The sequence below is a fragment of the Allobosea sp. BE125 genome, from assembly GCF_031456075.1.
Classification (GTDB): Bacteria; Pseudomonadota; Alphaproteobacteria; order Rhizobiales; family Beijerinckiaceae; genus Allobosea.
Map to the genome: position 1 here is coordinate 91990 of NZ_JAVDTY010000004.1, position 18894 is coordinate 110883.

General features: G+C 67.0%; 20 protein-coding genes. 9 read left to right on the plus strand and 11 right to left on the minus strand.

From position 1 onward, the window contains the following. Positions 1-168: 168 nt before the first annotated feature. Entirely contained in the window at positions 169-690 is a 522-nt protein-coding gene (locus tag J2Y55_RS11200; RefSeq protein ID WP_310152312.1) for a DUF6101 family protein, read from the plus strand. 24 nt (positions 691-714) lie between these two features. Here J2Y55_RS11200 and J2Y55_RS11205 read toward each other — a convergent pair whose 3' ends face one another. Genes J2Y55_RS11205 through J2Y55_RS11215 form a run of 3 tightly spaced genes read right to left on the minus strand, consistent with a single transcriptional unit; the run spans position 715 to position 2649 of the window. Beyond that, positions 715-1167 carry a GNAT family N-acetyltransferase gene (locus J2Y55_RS11205; protein ID WP_310152315.1) on the minus strand — a complete coding sequence of 151 codons (453 nt, stop codon included), beginning with the start codon at positions 1165-1167 and terminating at the stop codon, positions 715-717. Continuing rightward, the gene (gene ubiA, locus J2Y55_RS11210) at positions 1164-2108 is read right to left on the minus strand and encodes a 4-hydroxybenzoate octaprenyltransferase (RefSeq protein ID WP_310152318.1); all 945 of its coding nucleotides are present in this window, start codon (positions 2106-2108) and stop codon (positions 1164-1166) included. The genes J2Y55_RS11205 and ubiA overlap by 4 nt, the downstream gene beginning before the upstream one ends. 55 nt (positions 2109-2163) lie before the next feature. Beyond that, on the minus strand, positions 2164-2649 hold the full coding sequence (locus tag J2Y55_RS11215; RefSeq protein ID WP_310152321.1) for a hypothetical protein: 486 nt from the start codon (positions 2647-2649) through the stop codon (positions 2164-2166). 185 nt (positions 2650-2834) lie between these two features. On the opposite strand from J2Y55_RS11215, the gene J2Y55_RS11220 reads away from it, so the two are divergent. The 4 genes from J2Y55_RS11220 (at position 2835) to J2Y55_RS11235 (ending at position 6895) form a co-directional block, all read left to right on the plus strand. Beyond that, positions 2835-3581 (plus strand): 16S rRNA (uracil(1498)-N(3))-methyltransferase, encoded by a 747-nt coding sequence (locus J2Y55_RS11220; protein WP_310152327.1) that lies wholly within the window; start codon positions 2835-2837, stop codon positions 3579-3581. 198 nt (positions 3582-3779) lie between these two features. Next, complete coding sequence (locus J2Y55_RS11225) at positions 3780-4952, plus strand: carboxylate-amine ligase (RefSeq protein ID WP_310152331.1); 1173 nt, start codon at positions 3780-3782, stop codon at positions 4950-4952. A gap of 320 nt (positions 4953-5272) precedes the next feature. Continuing rightward, complete coding sequence (locus J2Y55_RS11230) at positions 5273-6652, plus strand: glutamate--cysteine ligase (protein WP_310152335.1); 1380 nt, start codon at positions 5273-5275, stop codon at positions 6650-6652. A gap of 81 nt (positions 6653-6733) precedes the next feature. Continuing rightward, positions 6734-6895, plus strand: coding sequence for a Flp family type IVb pilin (locus J2Y55_RS11235; RefSeq protein WP_310152338.1), 162 nt, complete (start codon positions 6734-6736; stop codon positions 6893-6895). A 40-nt stretch (positions 6896-6935) separates the two neighbouring features. Here J2Y55_RS11235 and J2Y55_RS11240 read toward each other — a convergent pair whose 3' ends face one another. Beyond that, positions 6936-7817: a LysR substrate-binding domain-containing protein gene (locus J2Y55_RS11240; protein ID WP_310152341.1), complete on the minus strand. Its 882-nt coding sequence runs from the start codon at positions 7815-7817 to the stop codon at positions 6936-6938. A 168-nt stretch (positions 7818-7985) separates the two neighbouring features. On the opposite strand from J2Y55_RS11240, the gene J2Y55_RS11245 reads away from it, so the two are divergent. Next, positions 7986-8369 (plus strand): DUF1127 domain-containing protein, encoded by a 384-nt coding sequence (locus J2Y55_RS11245; protein ID WP_310152344.1) that lies wholly within the window; start codon positions 7986-7988, stop codon positions 8367-8369. A 168-nt stretch (positions 8370-8537) separates the two neighbouring features. Here the strand turns inward: J2Y55_RS11245 and J2Y55_RS11250 are convergent, their stop codons facing one another. The 6 genes from J2Y55_RS11250 to J2Y55_RS11275 all read right to left on the minus strand — a co-directional run bounded on the left by J2Y55_RS11250 (position 8538) and on the right by J2Y55_RS11275 (position 14982). Next, the gene (locus J2Y55_RS11250) at positions 8538-9467 is read right to left on the minus strand and encodes a DUF937 domain-containing protein (RefSeq protein ID WP_310152347.1); all 930 of its coding nucleotides are present in this window, start codon (positions 9465-9467) and stop codon (positions 8538-8540) included. Between the two features lie 52 nt (positions 9468-9519). Next, positions 9520-10941: an MATE family efflux transporter gene (locus J2Y55_RS11255; RefSeq protein WP_310152350.1), complete on the minus strand. Its 1422-nt coding sequence runs from the start codon at positions 10939-10941 to the stop codon at positions 9520-9522. Beyond that, positions 10938-12800 (minus strand): monovalent cation:proton antiporter-2 (CPA2) family protein, encoded by a 1863-nt coding sequence (locus J2Y55_RS11260; RefSeq protein WP_310152352.1) that lies wholly within the window; start codon positions 12798-12800, stop codon positions 10938-10940. The genes J2Y55_RS11255 and J2Y55_RS11260 overlap by 4 nt, the downstream gene beginning before the upstream one ends. 116 nt (positions 12801-12916) lie before the next feature. Further along, positions 12917-13714 (minus strand): HAD family hydrolase, encoded by a 798-nt coding sequence (locus J2Y55_RS11265; protein WP_310152357.1) that lies wholly within the window; start codon positions 13712-13714, stop codon positions 12917-12919. A 108-nt stretch (positions 13715-13822) separates the two neighbouring features. Beyond that, positions 13823-14491: a glutathione S-transferase family protein gene (locus tag J2Y55_RS11270; protein WP_310152360.1), complete on the minus strand. Its 669-nt coding sequence runs from the start codon at positions 14489-14491 to the stop codon at positions 13823-13825. Beyond that, positions 14488-14982, minus strand: coding sequence for a MarR family winged helix-turn-helix transcriptional regulator (locus J2Y55_RS11275; protein WP_310152363.1), 495 nt, complete (start codon positions 14980-14982; stop codon positions 14488-14490). Before J2Y55_RS11275 ends, J2Y55_RS11270 begins: the two co-directional genes overlap by 4 nt. A 163-nt stretch (positions 14983-15145) precedes the next feature. Here J2Y55_RS11275 and ispH point away from each other — a divergent pair, with 163 nt between their 5' ends. The 3 genes from ispH (at position 15146) to rnhA (ending at position 17657) form a co-directional block, all read left to right on the plus strand. After that, positions 15146-16114, plus strand: a complete 969-nt coding sequence (gene ispH / locus J2Y55_RS11280) for a 4-hydroxy-3-methylbut-2-enyl diphosphate reductase (protein WP_244548467.1) — start codon at positions 15146-15148, stop codon at positions 16112-16114. 24 nt (positions 16115-16138) lie between these two features. Further along, positions 16139-17104, plus strand: coding sequence for a homoserine kinase (locus J2Y55_RS11285; RefSeq protein WP_310152371.1), 966 nt, complete (start codon positions 16139-16141; stop codon positions 17102-17104). Positions 17105-17210: 106 nt separating this feature from the next. Beyond that, positions 17211-17657: a ribonuclease HI gene (gene rnhA / locus J2Y55_RS11290; RefSeq protein WP_310152375.1), complete on the plus strand. Its 447-nt coding sequence runs from the start codon at positions 17211-17213 to the stop codon at positions 17655-17657. Positions 17658-17681: 24 nt separating this feature from the next. Here the strand turns inward: rnhA and J2Y55_RS11295 are convergent, their stop codons facing one another. Continuing rightward, positions 17682-18890, minus strand: coding sequence for an ABC transporter substrate-binding protein (locus tag J2Y55_RS11295; RefSeq protein WP_310152378.1), 1209 nt, complete (start codon positions 18888-18890; stop codon positions 17682-17684). Positions 18891-18894 lie beyond the last annotated feature (4 nt).

The following is an 18894-nucleotide window of genomic DNA, read 5'->3' on the forward strand; positions in this document are numbered from 1 at the left end:
GCATGAAACAGGCCATTCAGCGGCGCTGAGGCCGAAAAACACGCTCCTTTAACCCAACCGCTTAAGCGCTCGGAGAGAGCTTGGACGCAATCTCGACCTGCAAGCAGGAGAGCCCCGGACTGCACAGAGGGCTCCGTAGCGGCAGGGACATAGAGAGGCGTTATACCGATGGCCAGCGTCACGCCGGCTGCCGGAGAGACCGGCTTTGCGTCAGGTCTCTCCGGCCGCCCGACACACACGACCACCGTTCCGAAAAACCCGATGCCGGCGCAGCCAGACGCGTCGCGGATCGAACGTATCGCCTCGGTCAGAATCCTGCGCGGCGGCGCCGGATGGCGCGGCATCGCGATGCGCATGACGAATACCGGGCGCGAGGACGAGCGCTTTGAGCTGGCGCTGACGGCCGGCGACGGCCGCTCGATCACGGTCGCCGTGCTGGATCAGGACGATGTCGTCGCGATCTGGCGCGATTGCGGCCGTGCCAGCGGCTTGCCCTTGCTGATCGAGACCAGCGATGGGGTGATCTCGGAGCCTTATCCGCAGCTCGGCCGGCTCGCGCTCGGCCCGGTGCGGATCAGGCGGCGCCATTCCTTCCTCAATGGCCGCCGGCCGCGCTTCCTGGTGCGGCGCAAGACCGGCCGCCTCAGCGAGCGCCCGGTCGTCGTCGCCGGCGAGCGCCTGACGGATTGATTATCCTACGGCTTCCCGCCGGCATCACAGCCTCAGCAAGAGGGCGCTTTCGCCGTTTGGCCGGATTTCGCCCGTCAGGTTGAAGCCGAGCGAGCGATAGAAATCCAGCGGGCTTGCAGGTCCAAGGACGACGCTCGTCGTCACCAATCGGATACCGTCCTTGTGACGCTGCTGCAGCCATAGATTGAGCGCCGCTTTGCCGTAGCCTTTGCCCTGATGGTCTCGGTCGATCATGAAGCGCCATAAGCTCATGACGCGATCGGGATCGTCGGAATCCGGGCGCCACATGATGAAGCCAACCGGCGTCTCCTCCGCATAGGCGGCTCTGAACGTTGCGGTCGGCTCGAAATGCGCCTGAGCGATCGAGACCGCATTGGCCGCGACATAACCGCTCTGGCTGTCGGCAACCTTCAATGCGCAGATCGCGCGGACGGATGCGGCGGTGACCTCTCGCAAGGACAGGCCGGGGTCGGTCACGGAAGTCCGAACCGAACCAGCGCATCGAGCACGAAGCCGGCCGCCAGCAGCAGTCCGGTGTGCCAGTTCGAGCGGAACAGACGCAGCGCCAGCATCGGCGTCACGCCGCTGATCTGCGAAACCTGCCAGCCAAGATGCGCCGCGAAGCCCGCGACGCCGAGCCAGGCGAAGACGCCGCCGCCGACTATCCAGGTTGCGACAGCGATCAGCAGCACGGCGCACCCGAAGCAGGCTCCGATCGCCTCCCGACCATACTGCCCGAAATAGCGCGCGCTCGACTTGATGCCGGCGATGATGTCGTCCTCGATGTCCTGCAGCGCGTAGATCGTGTCGTAGCCGATGGTCCACAGGATCGCCGCCGCATAGACCAGATAGGCCGGCGGATCGAGCCGGCCGAAGACCGCGCTCCAGCCGAGAAGCGCGCCCCAGGAGAAGGCAAGGCCGAGCACGAATTGCGGCATCTGGGTGATGCGCTTCATGAAAGGGTAGATCGCCACGATCGCCAGCGAGGCGATGCCGGTCACGATCGTGAAGCGGTTGAACTGCAGCAGCACCAGCAGGCCGACGAGCGAGAGCCCGATCATGAACAGCGCCGCCGCCTTCGCCGAGACCTGGCCGGAAGGGAGCGGCCTGCCGCGCGTCCGCGCCACCTGTGCATCGAGCTTGCGGTCGACGATGTCGTTGAAGGTCGAGCCGGCGGCGCGCATCACCACAGCGCCGATCAGGAACAGCAGGCAATGCCAGGGATTGGGGAAGGCCTGCCTGTCGGCGATCGCCGCAAGGCCCGCCGACCACCAGCAGGGCAGGAGCAGAAGCTGCCAGCCGATCGGCCGCTCGATCCGCGCGAGCTTGAGATAGGGCCTGAGACGTCGCGGCGCGCGCGTATCGACCCAATGGCCCGTCAAGGCGTCGGGAAGCGGAGCATCCGTCGTCGAAGCCATATTTGTCGTCGAGGTTGGGGGCCGTGCCGGGGCGGGAACCAGGGTTACGAGATGGTCAGAGCGCGCCCTGGGGAATCCGCAGCGATCCGCCGGTGATCGAATCGGCGCCGCCGAACGGGCTGCCGCCGCCCTGCTGTTGGGCCTGCTGCTGGGCGCGCTTCTGCATCGCCGCCTGCTGCTTGACCGCGTTGCAGGCATTGTTGCGGATGCCGGCAGCCTTGTCGTTGTCGACCTTCAGGCCGTCGACGAAGCTGGCCGGAATCTGGCACCAATCCTGGTTCGCACTGGCGAATTTCAGGGCCGCATTGCCGTTCCCGACCAGGCGGCCGAGCGTGCTGCAGGCCTGCGCCGGGGTGAGCTTCTGCTTGGATTTCGACGACGAGTTCAGCGAAGCCACGATCGCCTGGCGCTCCGCCAGCAGCTTCTGGATCTGCTCGCAACCGGAAGCCTGCGCAGCGGCTGGCGCGGCATCGAGCAACGATACTGCCGCCAGACCGAGCGTCGCGATCACTCCCGAAGCGATCTTGCTCGAAGTCATCATGCGCCGCATATGTCTTGCTCCGAATTGTTCATGCTGGGAGCGTTTCCGCTCCGGAATGTTCATTACAGCCTCACCGTGTTAGCGCCAAGCGCCCATGCGAGTCCACTTGCTGTTACGCCCGGATTGTGGCGGTTTTCGCGCCGGTTCGGCGGCGCGGCGGCAGGTGACAGGAGAAGACCGCGCCGATGTCCACCCCCGATTTTGCCCGCTACCGGCTTCATGTCGCCGATGATCTCGCCATTGGCACGCGCCTGCCGCTGGCGCGCGAACAGGCGAATTACCTGCTCAACGTGCTGCGTCTGAAGAGCGACGATAGCGTCATCGTATTCAACGGTCGCGACGGCGAATGGCTCGCGGCATTGACGGCGGAAGGGCGCAAGCAGGCGAGCCTCGGCCTGCTCAGGCAGACGCGCCCGCAGCCGGACGCCCCCGATCTGCATTATCTGTTCGCCCCGCTGAAGCATGCGCGGCTCGACTATATCGCGCAGAAGGCCGTCGAGATGGGGGCGGGCCTGCTGCAGCCGGTTCTGACGCGCCGGACGCAGGTGTCGCGGCTCAATCTCGATCGGCTGCGCGCCAATGCGATCGAGGCGGCCGAGCAATGCGGCATCCTGTCATTGCCCGAGATCCGACCGGAATGCGGGCTCGACGCTGCGCTCGACGCGCTCGACCCTGAAAGGCTCCTGATCTTCTGCGACGAGGCGATGGCCCAGGAGAGTCCGCTCAAGGCGCTGACCGCCGCCTCGCCAGGCCCGCTTGCCGTGCTGATCGGCCCTGAAGGCGGCTTCGACGAGGCCGAGCGCGCGCGCGTCCTGGCGCGGCCGAAAACACTCAGAATCTCGCTTGGGCCGCGCATCCTACGCGCCGATACGGCCGCCGTGGCGGCTCTCGCGCTCGTCCAGGCGGTTTTGGGCGACTGGCCGCGCGGTTAGCGCTGCAGGCGACAGGGAACGCCAGGGCGTCTCGGGCGTTTCCGCGATTGTGCGACGGGAGCCGTATTCTCGACTCATTGGCAGCCAGGCTGTGGCGCGATTCCCGCCGAGGGGCGCGCGATTCTTGCTGAGAGCGCGATGGCGCAAGCCCACCCCTCCGCACGGCCTGTAGCCCTTTTGCCCGACGAGGATGACGCCATGAACGAAGCCAACCGCTTCGGCATCGAAGAAGAATATTTCCTGTCCGATGCCGATAGCCGTGGGATCGCCCGCAAGGTTTCTCCGAAGTTCTTCGCCGCGGTTCAGGACGCCTTTCCCGACGAGGTGCAGCGCGAAATGCTGCAATCGCAGATCGAGGTCGCGACGCCGATCTGCGAATCGATGTCGCAGGCGCGGCATTCGCTCTCGACCTTGCGCAAGGGGCTGGCCGGCCTTGCCCTCGAACATGAGATGCTGTTGCTGGCCTGCGGCACGCATCCCAGCGCCGTCTGGTCGCGCCAGCGCGCCACCGAGGCCACGCGTTACGACCAGATCATGCGCGACCTGCAGATGCTCGGCAGCCGCAACCAGCTTTGCGGGCTCCATATCCATGTCGAGGTCAAGGACGAGGATGAGCGCATCCGGCTGATGGTGCGCATCCTGCCGTTCCTGCCGCTGCTCCTGGCGCTGTCGACCTCGTCGCCCTTCTGGCAGGGGCAGCGCACCGGCCTGATGGGCTACCGCCTCTCGGCCTATGCCGAACTACCACGCACCGGCCTGCCCGAGCTCTTCACCGATGCCGCAGGCTACCGAAGCTATGTCGAGACCCTGGTCGCGGCCGGCGCGATCAAGGATGCGAGCTATATCTGGTGGGCGATCCGGCCCTCCGACAAGCATCCGACGCTCGAACTGCGCATCGCCGACAGCTGCACGAGGCTCGACGACACGCTCGCCATCGCTGCGCTCTATCGCTGCCTGATCCGGCATCTGCAGCGCCATCGCGGGCTGAATGCAGAGCTCACCCCGGCGGCGCGCGCCATTGCCGCGGAGAATATCTGGCGCGCGCAGCGCTACGGCATCCATGGCGGGCTGATCTGCAACCAGAGCCGGACCATGCGCCCGGTGCCGAGCCTGATCGACGAGTTGCTCGGCGACCTGGCGGATGATGCCGCCGCGCTCGGCTGCAAGGCCGAACTCGCATATTGCCGTACGCTGGCGGCGAACGGCACCAGCGCCGATGTCCAGCTCGCGGTCTTCGAAGAGGCTCGGGGGAGGGCCGGCGGACAGGCCGCGGGGCTTGCCGCGGTGGTCGATTGGCTGGCCTCCGAGACCCGCCTCGATGGCGTCGCTCTCTCTCCGGGCTGGCAGCCGGCCATGCGCGGCGCAGCCTAGAGCAGGATGCGAAAAAGTGGGAACCGGTTTTCGCATCGATCCGGCTCTAACTCTTTAAGATGAGAGACGGATTCAGGCTTCAGATGGGATGACTTTGTGATCCCATCTGAAGTCATCCGGCTCTAGCGTATGCCCGCCGCCGACGCCGCACGCCGCGCCGCCTTGCGTTGGCGCGGGGATCAGTCTTGCATCAATGCGTGACGGGGGTCGTTGTCGAGCGCCTGAGGCTCGCCTATGTCTGGCGCTCCCGAGCCTGATCCGCCCGCGCCGAAACGCGCGGGCGGCCGCATGGCTGCATGCCTTACTCTGCCGGAGCGCCCATGGCTCGCGATGTGTCCGATTCGACCCCGATCGGTTCCAAGGACGAATTGATCTCCTGGATCGCTGCCGGCGAGAAGCCGGCCTCCGCGTTCAGGATGGGGACGGAGCACGAGAAGTTCCCGTTCTATGCGCATGACCTCTCCCCTGTGCCCTATGAGGGGCGCGACGGCCGCGGCGGTATCCGCCATCTGCTGGAAGGCATGCAGGAGAGGCTCGGCTGGGAGCCGATCGTCGATGACGGCCACATCATCGGCCTTGCCGGTCCCGAAGGCGGCGGCGCGATCTCGCTGGAGCCCGGCGGCCAGTTCGAGCTCTCAGGCGCGCCGGTCGAGACGCTGCACGATACCGCCGACGAGCTCGCCAACCATCTCGCCGACGTCAAGGCGGTCGCAGCGCCCCATGGCATCGGCTTCGTCGCGCTTGGCCACTCGCCGCTCTGGACGCGCGCCCAGACGCCGATGATGCCCAAGGGCCGCTACAAGATCATGGCGAACTATATGCCTAAGGTCGGCACGCGTGGCCTCGACATGATGTTCCGCACCTGCACCGTGCAGGTGAACCTCGATTTCGCGACCGAGGCCGATATGGTCAGGAAGCTCAGAGTCTCGCTCGCCCTGCAGCCGCTGGCCACCGCGTTGTTCGCGGCCTCGCCCTTCACCGAAGGCAAGCTCAACGGCCTCCAGTCGGTGCGTTCGGAAGTTTGGCTCGATACCGACAAGGCGCGCTCCGGCATGCTCGCCTTCGCCTTCGACGAGGGCATGTCCTATGAGGGCTATGTCGACTGGGCGCTCGACGTTCCCATGTATTTCGTCAAGCGCGGCGCGGTCTATCACGACGTCGCCGGCGCCTCCTTCCGCGATCTGCTTGCCGGCAAGCTTGCGCAACTGCCGGGCGAGCGCGCCACGATCTCGGACTGGGCGAACCATCTCTCGACGCTGTTCCCCGAGGTCAGGCTCAAGCGCTTCCTTGAGATGCGCGGCGCCGATGCCGGACCGCCCGAGATGCTGAACGCCCTGCCGGCCTTCTGGGTCGGCCTGCTCTACGACCAGGTCGCGCTGGATGCGGCCTGGGATCTGGTCAAGGGCTGGAGCGCCGAGGAGCGCCAAGCGCTGCGCGATGCGGTGCCGAAAGCCGGCCTCTCTGCCCGCATCGGCGGCCGCACACTGCGCGATCTGGCACGGGAGGTGCTGGCGCTGGCGCGCGGCGGCCTCGCCCGGCGGGCGCGGCTGGATGGCGCGGGGCGGGACGAGACGGGTTTCCTCGCGCCGCTCGATGCGATCGTCGCGCAGGACCGGACTCTCGCGCAGAGCCTCGCATCACGCTTCGAGGATGAGTGGTCGGGCGAGATCGCGCCCTTGTTCCCGGCGCTCGCTTTGTAAGGCATTCCGGCCAGTTTCGGCAGTCATGTTAACGATTTGGCCGAATTTATTCGGTATCTCCAAGACATGGAACGGATCAGAATGGCCATTTCCGACTTTGCCAGCGATGCGCGCGGCGCAACGGCAATCGAGTATGGTCTTGTCGTGAGCCTGATATCGCTCACCATCGTGGTCTGGGCGACGCAAATCGGCCAGTCGGTGCTCGGCTTCTTCCAGAGGGCGGCGGCCGGGTTGAGTCCCTGAAGCGCTGCGCCCAACCTTTGTCCGGCGCTATAGCTGCCCCTTATTCCGCTGCCGTCTTGAAGCTCTGCAGATTGTCGAGGCTCTGGATGATGTGCTCGGCCAGCGCATTGGACAGAACCGAAGGGTCAAAGCGCGTGCGCAGCAGGCCGATCTTGCAGGACGGCAGCGCCGCATAGCCGTCCGTCGGCCCCAGGATGCGCATACCGGGCCTGACCGCGCTTTCCGGCAGGACCGAGACGGCGAGCCCTGCGATCACCGCCGCGCCCACCGCCGTCGAATTCCAGCTCGCATACAGCACGCGGAAGCGCCGGCCCTTGGTCTCCAGCGCCTCGACGGCAGCTTGCCGCCAGTTGCAGGTCGGGCGGCCGAGCGCCAGCGGCAGCGGATCCTCCTCATGCACGCCATGGCGCGCCGAGGTTACCCAGAGCAGCGGCTCGATGCGGATGATCTCGCCCTGGCCGCGACTCTCGACATGGGTGATGATGGCGAGGTCGATGTCGCCGGTGGCGATCCGCTCGGCCAGCATCGGCGTCGGCTCGCAGACGACGGTGACTTCGGCGCGCGGGTTGGAGCGGGCGAAGCGGGCGAGAATCTCAGGCAAATAGCGGTCGGCATAGTCGTCGGGCACGCCGAGCCGGATGCGGCCCTTGAGGTCGGCATCGGTGAAGCTCGCGACGCATTCGAGGTTCAGCCGCACGATCCTGCGGGCATAGTCGAGCAGGCGTTCGCCATCCTCGGTCAGCTTGGCATGGCGGCCGTCGCGCCCGAAGAGCGGCCGGCCGACGCGCTCCTCGAGCCGCTTCATCTGCATGGAGACGGCCGATTGCGTCTTGAATACGATCTCGGCAGCGCGGGTGAAGGAGCCTGTATCGGCGATGGCGACGAAGGTCTTGAGCTGGTCGGCGTCGAGAACATGCGCCATGGCGGCCCCCAAACTGGATCATCAATATCCGTGCTGTGAAGCATCATAAGCATTCGTTTGGCTGATGACCAGCGGAAAGCTATCCTTTGGTCAGTCTCGAGGTCTTGCCAGCGGTGCGTCCGGGCGGGACCTGGGAATGCCCGTCGTTTGGACCCTTAGGAGGTCGTTATGCTGATCATGACCATTGCCACGAAGCCGTTCGCGTCCGTTTTGGGTGTCGTCACGCGCATCGGTGCGCGAGGGTTTGCCGGTGTAACGTCGCTCACGAAAGCGATCATCCATCGCCGCGAGGTTCTGCGCCTGACAGAGCTGGACGAGCGTGGCCTCAAGGATATCGGCCTCGTCCGCTCCGATGTCGAAGGCGCGCTCGCGACCTCCTGGCTCGACGATCCCTCGACCATTCTCGCCGCCCGCTCCGGTGCGCGTTCAGGCGTCGCCTCGGCGCGGCGCGCGGAAGGGGCTCGGCAGGCTCAGGTGAAGGCTCCCGCCATGAAGGCCGGGCCGGTCGCCAGGCAATCAGTCACCAAGCAAGCGGTTGCGTGCAGCGCCTGACCCCTTGGGGCTGCGCGTTCCTGTGGGCGGAGGCTTCGTGCTTCCGCCCTTTTTCTTGTCCGCTTCGCTAGAGCAGGATGCGAAAACGTGGGCACCGGTTTCTCGCATTGATCCGGCTCTGGAGCGAGCGGGCGCTTGTTGCTTCGGCGCCCGCCTTCCTTTTCTGGGTCAGCGCCGGCCCGGCCCGCCGAACATGCCGTCGAGGATCGATTTCAGCGCGTCCTGATGGCTGTCCTGCACCTGCCGGCCATGCTCGAACATCTGGTTGAGCGCATCGAGCCCGATCGAGCCCGGTCCGGTTGCCGAAGAGGGCGGCGGAGCGTCGTCGGGCTCCTCCTGCGGCTCGGCCTGAGTGCTGCGGCCCGTCGGGGCCGGCGCGGGCTGGGTTTCCGGCTGCTGCGCACCGCCCAGCATGCCGGTCAGGATCTGGCCGAGCAGCCCGCCATCCAACGGGTTGAGCGGGTTGCCGCTGGCCTGGCCGCCCGGCATCTGCCCGCCGCCGAAGGGGCCGCCCTGGGTCTGGCCCGTCGGGGACTGACCGTTGCCGAACAATCCGCCGAGGATGGCGTCGAGCGGGTTGGCCGGGGTCTGCTGGGGCGGGGGCGATGTGGGCTGCTGGCCCGGCATCTGCCCGCGCATCATCTCGGTGAACTGGCCGAGGATGCCGCCGAGGCCCTGATTATTCGCCGATTTGAACAGCCCGCCCATCACCATGGAGGCGATCACCGGCAGCATCTGCTTGAGGATGGCCTGGCCGACGCCGCTCGTCGCGGCTGCCTGCGCCGCGACGGCGTTGCTGATCTCCTTGGAGCCGAAGAGCTGGCTCAGCACATCGTTGCCCATCGTCTGGGCATGGGCGGGAATGGCGCCACCGCCGGTCTCGAACATCTGGCCGAAAGGCGTCGCGGTCATCATCTGCGCGAGGTTCCCGAAGGCCTGGGGATTCTGCGTCTGGCGCTGCAGCCCCATCGAGAAGGCGGGCAGCAAGGCCTCTATCGCCGACTGCGTCTGCTGCTGGCTGAGTCCATATTGCCGGGCGATGTTCTGCATGGCCTGCCCGTTCTGGGCCTGCTGCATCATCTCGAACAGGTTCATCATGGCGCGCCTCCGGTTCAGGCATCGCGCCGGAAAGCGGGAGCGATGCGATGATCTATCTGCGGTCTGCCGCCGCCTGGAGTGGAACGATAGCAGCGCCAGTTCGCGAGGCAAGGGAAGCGGCGCGCGACGCGCCCTCGCGCTCCAGCCGGGCGATGCCGCGATAGGCGAAGACGAGCGCGACGATGCCGAAGACGACGGCGCCGAAGACGCAGCCGACCAGGGCGCCCTTCGGCCCGGCATAATGGGCTCCCACGAAGGCGAGCGGTATCGTGCCGAGCGTGGCCCGGCCCCAGCTGAACAGCGTCGAGAGCAGCGGCATGCCGAGATTGTTGAAGGCGGCGTTGGCGACGAAGAGCAGGCCGACGAAGATCCACATCGGCCCCGCGATCAGGCAGAAGAACGCCACCAGCTCCGCCGTCAGCCCGGTCGCGCCGAAGACCGTGACGATAGGCCCGCGCAGCAGCACGAGCAGGAGCCAAGCGGCGACGACGCAGGCGACCGCGAAGAGCGCCGAGTCGGTCAGACCGCGCCGCATCCGGTCGAAGCGGCCGGCGCCCCAGTTCTGGCCGAGGATCGGCCCGACCGCGCCCGACAGCGCAAACAGCGCGCCGAAGGCAACGGGCACGAGCCGGTCGATGATCGCCAGCGCCGCGATCGCGGCATCCCCGAAGCGCGCCATCAGGCCGGCGAAGACGGCGTTGGCGATCGGCGTCGACAGATTGGTCAGGATCGCCGGCCCCGCGATCGCCATGGTCTTGCCCGTATCCTCCGCAAGCGCCGCATAGCTGGGTCTGGCGACGATGTCGTGGACCTTGACCGCGCCATGGAAGCCGACCGCCGCGATGATGACGCGCGCCAGAACGATGGCGCAGGCCGCGCCATTGGGGCCGAGACCGAGGCCGAAGATGAAGAGCGGGTCGAGCACCGCGGTCGCCAGCCCACCGCCGAGCGTGACGAACATGGCGCGCCTCGCATCGCCGACGGCGCGCAGCACGCCGGAAAAGCCCATGCCGAGCGCCATCAGCATATTCGACGGCAAGACGATCCAGAGGAAGGAATAGGCCACCGCATAGGATTCGCCATGGGCGCCGAGCGCGCGCAGCAGCCAGGGCAGCCCGGGCAGGACAATGATGCTCAGCGCCAGCGCCGCCAGCGTCATCAGCGCAAGCGTCGAGCCGGCGAGGCGCCTTGCGCCGCCGCGGTCGCCCGCGCCGAGTGCGCGCGCCGTCAGGGCCGTGACCGCGATCATCAGCCCGATATTGATCGAGATCATCAGGAACAGGACGATGGTGGCATAGCCGACGCCTGCCGTCGCCTCCGGCCGGCCGAGCCAGGAGACGTAGAGCAGCGAGAGCAGGTCGACGACGAAGACCGCCATCAACCCCGCCGAGCTGGTCGCGGTCATTACCGCGACATGGCGCATGATCGAGCCGCTGACGAAGACCGCCTGCGGCCCGGCTGGAGGCGCGCTCACCGCTCGGGCTCGCCGACGCCGCCGACAGCGACCTCGGCCCCGCCATCCTCGATGACCTCCTGGGTCTCGGGCGTGAGTGCCTTGGATTTGCCCTTGGGCTGGACCAGCGGCTCGGGCGTGACGCGCGGCACCTTGTTGAGCGCGGCGGCAATGCCTTCGGTGAACTGGATCTCCATGCGCTGGGCGTCGCGGTCGCGGACATGGTCGATCACCAGGCTCGCCTCGTCATAGTTCAGCCCGAGCCCTTCCAGGGTGACGCGACCGAAGCCGAGCGCGGATTCGAACGTCTCGCGCATCTGGTAGTCGACATTGGCCTTCATCAGGTCGATGGCGTGGATACGGTCATAGGCGCGCGCATGCAGGCGCACATTCGGGAACTCGGCCTTGGCCATCTCGACGATGCGCAGGGCCGCATCCTTGTTGTCGATGCAGACGCACAGGATGCGGGCCTTGCCCGTCCCCGCCGCGCGCAGCACGTCGAGCCGCGTGCCGTCGCCATAATAGATCTTGAAGCCGAACTTGGCGGCGGAGCGGATGCGCTCGACATCGGAATCGATGATCGTGACATCGACATGCTGCAGCAGCAGTGCCTGCGTCACGATCTGGCCGAAGCGCCCGAAACCGATGACCACGACGGAGGGTGTGTCCACCCCCTCGAAATCCTCGTCCATCGTCTCGGGCGTGACGCGCGAGAGCAGGATGCCGTCGATGAGCTTGGCGACGACCGGGCCGATCAGCATCGAGATCGCCGCCAGCGCCGTCGCGATCGCGCCCTGACGCTCGTCGAGCAGTCCCAGCGAGACGCCCAGCGGCAGCAGCACGAAGGCGAATTCGCCGGCGGGCGAGAGCAGGGCGCCCGCCCGCACGGCCTCCGTCATCGAGGAGCAGGAGGCGCGCAGGATCGAGGCCGCGACCGCGATCTTGAACAGCACCAGGAGCGGCGCGGCCAAGGTCAGCAGCAGCCAGTTGTCGAGCACGAGCTTCAGGTCGAGCGACATGCCGACCGCCATGAAGAACAGGCCGAGCAGCACGCCGCGGAACGGCTCGATATCGGCCTCCAGCTCATGGCGGAAATGCGAATCGGCCAGCAGCACGCCGGCCAGGAACGCGCCCATCGCCATGGAGAGCCCGACATGCTCCATCAGCAGCGCCGCGCCCAGCACGATGAAGAGGGCGGCAGCCGTCATCACCTCCTTGGCGCCGGTCTTGGCCAGGATGCGGAAGAACGGGTTCAGCACATAGCGCCCCGCCAGCACGATCACCGCGATGGCGAGGAAGGCGATGCCCAGACCCGCCAGGGCCTGGCCTGCGCCGCCGGGCTTGGCCTCGGTCGTCGTCGCCAGCAGCGGCAGGATCGCCAAAGCGGGCGCGATCGAGATGTCCTGGAACAGCAGGATCGAGAAGGTGCGCCGGCCATAGGGCTCGTTGCCGTCGCCGCGCTCCTCCAGCAATTGCAGCGCGATCGAGGTCGCAGACAGCGCCAGGGCCAGCCCGACCGCGACCGCCCCGCCGACGGATAGGCCGAACCACCAGGCCGCCGCGCCGATGACGCCCGCGCTTAGCGCCATCTGGGCGAGCCCAGCGCCAAGGATGTCCTTGCGCATCGAATAGAGCCGCGACGGCTGCAATTCGAGCCCGACCAGGAAGAGCAGCAGCACGACGCCGATCTCGGCTGTGCCGCGGATCGCGTCGGGGTCCTTGATCACGGCCAGCACCGAAGGGCCGATGATGATGCCGGCTGCGAGGTAACCCAGCACTGCCGAAAGCCCGACCCGCCGGAACAGCGGCACCGCGATCACGGCGCCGGCGCAGAACGTCAGGATCGGCGGCAGATAGCTGGTATGGGAGACATCGGCCATGAGGTTCTCTTCGCGGGCGGGGGTGAGGCCAGCGCCCGCATGCGGAACCGGCCTGCCGTCAATCTAAGGGCGCCGGCGCATTTCTGCGAGGGGGGCGAGCGCGATCACGCCATGGCTTATTGCCGCTGCAGGAAGTCGGTGGCGATCATATCGACGTCTCGCCACGAGGCCGCAATATGCGTCGCGCCGGCTGCGCGCAGTGCTTCGTCATGGCCCACCCGGATATGCGAAGCCGCGCAGAGGCCGATGCTTTCCATTCCGGCAGCAGCGGCGGCCTTGATGCCCCCAATGCTGTCTTCGATCACGAGGCAGGATCTGGGGTCTGCGTCGAGCTTGCCGGCGGCGAGCAGGAAAATATCGGGATGCGGCTTGCCCCGCGCGACCATCTCGGCGCTGAAGACGTTCTGACCGAATTGGGAGGCAAGGCCGAGCACGTCGAGGCAGAGCGTCAGCCGCTCGATCGAACTCGACGAGGCGATGCAGCGTGGCAACGCGTCGAAGCGCGCGATGAAGGCGCTCGCGCCTTCGACCTCCCTGAGATCCGAGCGAAATCTGGCGAGCGTCGCAGCCTTCAGCGCGTCGGAGAAACCGGGTGGCAGATCTGTACCAAGGTCATCCTCGATCGCGATCAGCGCATCGCTCCATCTGCGGCCGCAATAGCGGGCGAGGGCGTCGTCCAGCGTGGTCGGGCGACCGAGCGCGCTGACGGCCTCGGCGAGAACCAGGTTCGCGAGAGACTCGCTGTCTGCCACCACGCCGTCGAAATCGAAAATCAGGGCCGCCATACTGCTCTCGGTCGAAATATCTGTCTGAACGCCGCGTGCCATCGTCACGTGACCGCACGGGTCTAGATCAGGCTCTGTGTCTTCCGTATGTCGGCCCTGCCGATGTCGCTCGGTCTTCTTTGCCGACATGCCACGTTCACGCCGGCGGCCCCAATCAACTGGCCGACGGCGATCCGGCGAGAGCCGTGCGCCCTCGACCATGATGTAGCGCAACGCCGAGCCTGCGCCCGATGCCGGTCAGGCGGCGGCCGGCGCGTTCTCGCGGAATGGCGCCAACTGCGCCTCCAGCGCGCGGGCGAAGGCCGGGCGAGCCAGGCAGCGCGCGCGATAGGCTGCGAGTGTGGGGAAGCGCGCGAGGATGTCGTCGGGCACATCGCGCAGCACCGTCGCCATGATCAGGTCGCCGGCCGTGAAGCGCCCGTCGAGATAGTCCTTGCCGGCGAGCCAGTTGCTCAGGGCCTGCAGGCGCATGACCACCATCTCGACGATCTGCGGCCGGCGCTCGATCGTCCAGGCCTCGCTCTTGTGGAAGATGTCGGTGCTGGCGAGGCCGGAGACATGCGGCTCGATCGAGTTCAAGGCCGCCAGGACCCAGGTCGCAACGCGGGCGCGGCCGGCCTCGTCCTCCGGCGCCAGCGCCGCTGATTTCCGCGACAGATAGAGCACGATCGCGCCCGATTCGAACATCTCGACGCCGCCGTCGCGATAGGCCGGCACCTGGCCGAAGGGCTGCCAGGCGCGATAATCCTCGGATGTCTGGTCGTCGCGGCCGATCAGCGTCGCCTCATAGGGGATGCCGGCTTCTTCCAGCGCCCAGCGCACGCGCAGGTCGCGGACATGGCCCTGCGCGAAGGGCGGAACCCAGCGGAAGGCGGAGACATGGGGCGTAGAGACATGGGTCGTCATGGCGTTCTCTCCTGGTTGTGCGAACTGTCGGTCATGCCCGGCCAAGTCATGCCCGGCCAATCGGCCAGGAGGGTGAGACCGTGTCGCGTTTGTGCAGGGTCTGGAGCGTCGAGCGTCGCCTCCAGAGCCTCGTGCATGGCAAGCCAGACCGGCAGCGCGGCTGCGAGCCGCTCATGGCCGGCCGGCGTCAGGGCGGCGCGGCGAGTCCGGCGGTCTCTGGTATCGGCATGGATCGTGGCAAGCCCGTCGCGCACCAGCGGCTTCAGGGCGGCGGTCAAGGTCGTGCGGTCGGCGCCGAGCACGCTGGCGACCTGGCTGATTGAGGCCGCGGTCGGGCGGTTGAGCGCCATCAGCAGCGAGAATTGCTCATTGGTCAGGCCGTATGGGCGTAGCGCCTCGTCGAAGCGCCGCGCCAGAACGCGTGCCGCGCGCTGTGCGTGCAGGCACAGGCAACGGTCGCGGACCATCAGGGTCGTCTCGAACGGGATCATGACGGTAGGCATGCGGCGAAGATAAGTTGATATCAACTTATCTGTCAACGGTCTGCCCCGCTGCGATGGCTGCCCGGCTATGCGGCCGCCGATGCGGGGTTTCCTTGACATCGCCCCTTTCACCCCGAAAGAAGACGCTCATTCTCTGGAACGATATCCGCGCGTGAAACCGCCGCTCGACATCCTGCTCTGTGCTCCCCGCGGCTTCTGCGCCGGGGTTGTGCGCGCCATCGACGCGGTCGAGAAGGCGCTGATCCTGCATGGCGCGCCGGTCTATGTCCGCCATGAGATCGTGCACAACAAATACGTCGTCGAATCGCTGAAGCGGAAGGGCGCGGTCTTCGTCTCCGAATTGTCGCAGGTGCCCGATGCGACGCGGCCGGTGATCTTCTCCGCCCATGGCGTGGCGAAATCGGTTCCCGCCGAAGCCGGCGAGCGCAATCTCTTCGCCATCGACGCGACCTGTCCGCTGGTCACCAAGGTGCATCGGGAGGCGGAGGTGCATCACAAGCGCGGCCGCCACATCCTGCTCGTCGGCCATGCCGGCCATCCCGAGGTGATCGGCACGATGGGGCAACTACCGCCAGGCGCGATCACCTTGATCGAGACGCTCGACGATGTCGCCAAGCTCGAGCCGCCGGTCGGCCAGCCACTCGCCTATGTCACGCAGACGACGCTCTCGGTGGACGACACCCGCGAGATCGTCGCCGCCCTGCAGACGCGCTTTCCCGATCTGATCGCGCCGCATAAGGAAGACATCTGCTACGCCACGACCAACCGCCAGGAGGCGGTCAAGCGCGTCGCGCCGCAGGTCGATGCGCTGATCGTTGTCGGCTCACCCAATTCCTCGAATTCGCAGCGCCTGCGCGAGGTCGCCGAGCGCGCCGGCTGCCCGGCGGCGCGGCTCGTTCTGCGCACCGACGAGATCGACTGGTCGGTCTTCGGCAATATCCGCAGCCTCGGCATCACGGCCGGCGCGAGTGCGCCGGAGGTGCTGGTCGAGGAGATCATCGACGCCTTCGCCGAGCGTTACGAGGTGCGCGTCGAGACGGTCTCGACGGCCGATGAGAACGTGTTCTTCCCGCTGCCGCGCGAATTGCGCGGTGAAGCGGCGCCGACCGCGGCCGAGTGAGCGCGAGTAGGAGAGAGCGAGCTTTTGGCCGTCTATACCGAAGTACCTGATGATGAGCTGGCCGCCTTCGTGGCGCGCTACGGCATTGGCGACCTGCTGGCGGTCAAGGGCATCGCCGAGGGCGTTTCCAACTCGAATTTCCTGCTGCACACGACGCAGGCCTTCTTCATCCTGACGCTCTATGAGGAGCGGGTGGATGCAGGCGATCTGCCCTTCTTCATCGGGCTGATGGAGCATCTGGCTGGGCGCGGCCTGATCTGCCCGCTCCCTGTCAAGGACCGGGATGGGCAGGCGGTGGGCCAGCTTGCGGGCCGCCCGGCCGCGATTGTCACCTTCCTCGACGGCATTTCGGTGCGCCGCCCCAATGCGACGCATTGCGCCGAGGTCGGGCGCGGGCTCGCCTTGCTCCACCAGGCCGGCGCGGATTTTGGCATGGAGCGGGCGAATTCCCTGGCGGTGCCTGGGTGGCGGCCTCTCGCCGAGCAGGCTGGCGCCGCGGCCGACACGGTCTCACCGGGGCTCGGGCGGCGCGTGATGGCCGAGATCGAGGCGCATGAGCGCTCCTGGCCGCAGGACCTGCCGCGCGGCATCATCCATGCCGATCTCTTCCCCAACAATGTCTTCTTCATCAAGGACAGGCTCTCGGGGCTGATCGACTTCTATTTCGCCTGCACCGACGCCTTCGCCTACGACCTCGCCATCTGCCTGAACTCCTGGTGTTTCGAGGCCGACGCCTCCTTCAACCTGACCAAGGGCCGGGCGCTGCTGGCGGGCTATGAGAGCGTCAGGCCGTTGAGCCCGGCCGAGGTCGCGGCGCTGCCGCAGCTCTGCCGCGGCTCGGCGTTGCGCTTCCTGGTGACGCGGCTGGTCGACTGGCTGAACGTGCCGCCCGGCGCCCTGGTGAAGCCGCTCGATCCGCTCGAATATGATCGCAGGCTCGCCTTCCACCAGCGCGTGACCGATGCACGGGATTATGGATTGAGGCGATGAGCGACGTGGTCGAAGTTTGGACGGACGGGGCCTGCTCGGGCAATCCCGGGCCCGGCGCGCTTGGGGCTTGCCCCATTCGCGCAAAAGAAAATCGCCGGGGCTTGCAATGAGCGACGTGGTCGAAGTTTGGACGGACGGGGCCTGCTCGGGCAATCCCGGCCCCGGCGGTTGGGGCGCGATCCTCTCCTTCAAGGACACGCAGAAGGAGCTCTCGGGCGGCGAGGCGATGACCACCAACAACCGCATGGAGCTGATGGGCGCGATCTCCGCCCTGGAGACGCTGACGCGGCCCTGCACCGTGGCGCTGCACACCGACAGCCAGTATCTGCGCCAGGGCATCACCGCCTGGATTCATGGCTGGAAGAAGAACGGCTGGAAGACCGCCGACAGGAAACCGGTCAAGAACGAGGAGCTCTGGAAGCGCCTCGACGCTGCGCTCGGCCGCCACAAGATCGAGTGGAAATGGGTCAAGGGCCATGCCGGCAACGAGATGAACGAGCGTGCCGACGCCTTGGCGCGCGCCGGCATGGCGCCGTTCAAGCCGGGGCGCTGAGGTGAGCAGGCATGCCCGCGTCGCCTATGGCTTCGCCACGGCCGGGCATTTGCTCTCGGATAGCGGCCAGACCGTCTCCTCCGGAGCGATTGTCCGGACGATCTCGAAATAATCCCAGGGCCCCTTCGAATCCGCCGGCTTCTTGACGCGGGCGAGGTACATTTCGCGCAAGACACGGCCATCGGCGCGGATCGTCGCGCCCTTGGTGAAGGCGTCGTTGATCGGCATGGCTTTCATCGCGGCGGCGACCTTGCCCGGATCGTCGGTGCCCGCCTCCTTGATCGCCTTGAGGTAGTGCAGCACGGAGCCGTAGACCCCGGCATGGAGCATCGAGGGCATCATGCCCGTGCGCTCCATGAACTGCTTCGACCAGGCGCGCGAGGCTTCGTCCCGATCCCAGTAGGAGGCCGTGGTCAGATAGGTGCCCTGGGTCGCCTTCAGCCCGAGGCTGTGGACGTCCTGCAGGAAGAAGATCAAGGCCGCCAGGCTCTGCCCCTGTTCCGTCAGCCCGAATTCGCCGGCCTGCTTGATCGCGTTGATGGTATCGTTGCCGGCATTGGCGATGCCGATCACCTTCGCGCCGGAGCTCTGCGCCCGCAGCAGGAAGGAGGAGAAATCGGCGTTGTTCAAGGGATGGCGCACGGAGCCTATGACCTTGCCGCCATTGGCCTCCACCACATCGGTCGCGTCCTTCTGCAACCGGTGGCCGAAGGCGTAGTCGGCGGCCAGCATGAACCAGGAGCTGCCGCCGGCCTTCACCACTGCCGCGGCCGTGCCGTGCGACACCGCATAGGTGTCGTAGGTCCAGTGGAAGCCGTAAGGCGAGCATTGCTCGTTGGTCAGGGCCGTCGTGCCGGCGCCGGAATACATCACGATCTTCTTCTTTTCGCGGGCGAGCGACTGGATGGCCAGCGCCACGGCTGAATTGGGCACGTCGACGATCGCATCGACCTTGTCGATATCGAACCACTGGCGCGCGATCGTCGTGCCGAGATCGGCCTTGTGCTGATGGTCGGCGGCGACGATCTGGATCGGCTTGCCGAGCACCGTGCCGCCGAATTCCTTCACGGCCAGTTCGGCCGCCACGACCGACCCCTTGCCGGTGATGTCGGCGGTGACGCCGGCCATGTCGGTGAGCACGCCGATCTTGACGACGTCGTCGCTGACCTGCGCCTGTGCGGTGCCCAGGCCGGTCAGCGCCAGCAGCGCCCCGGCCAGCAGAGTGGTCTTCATGGTG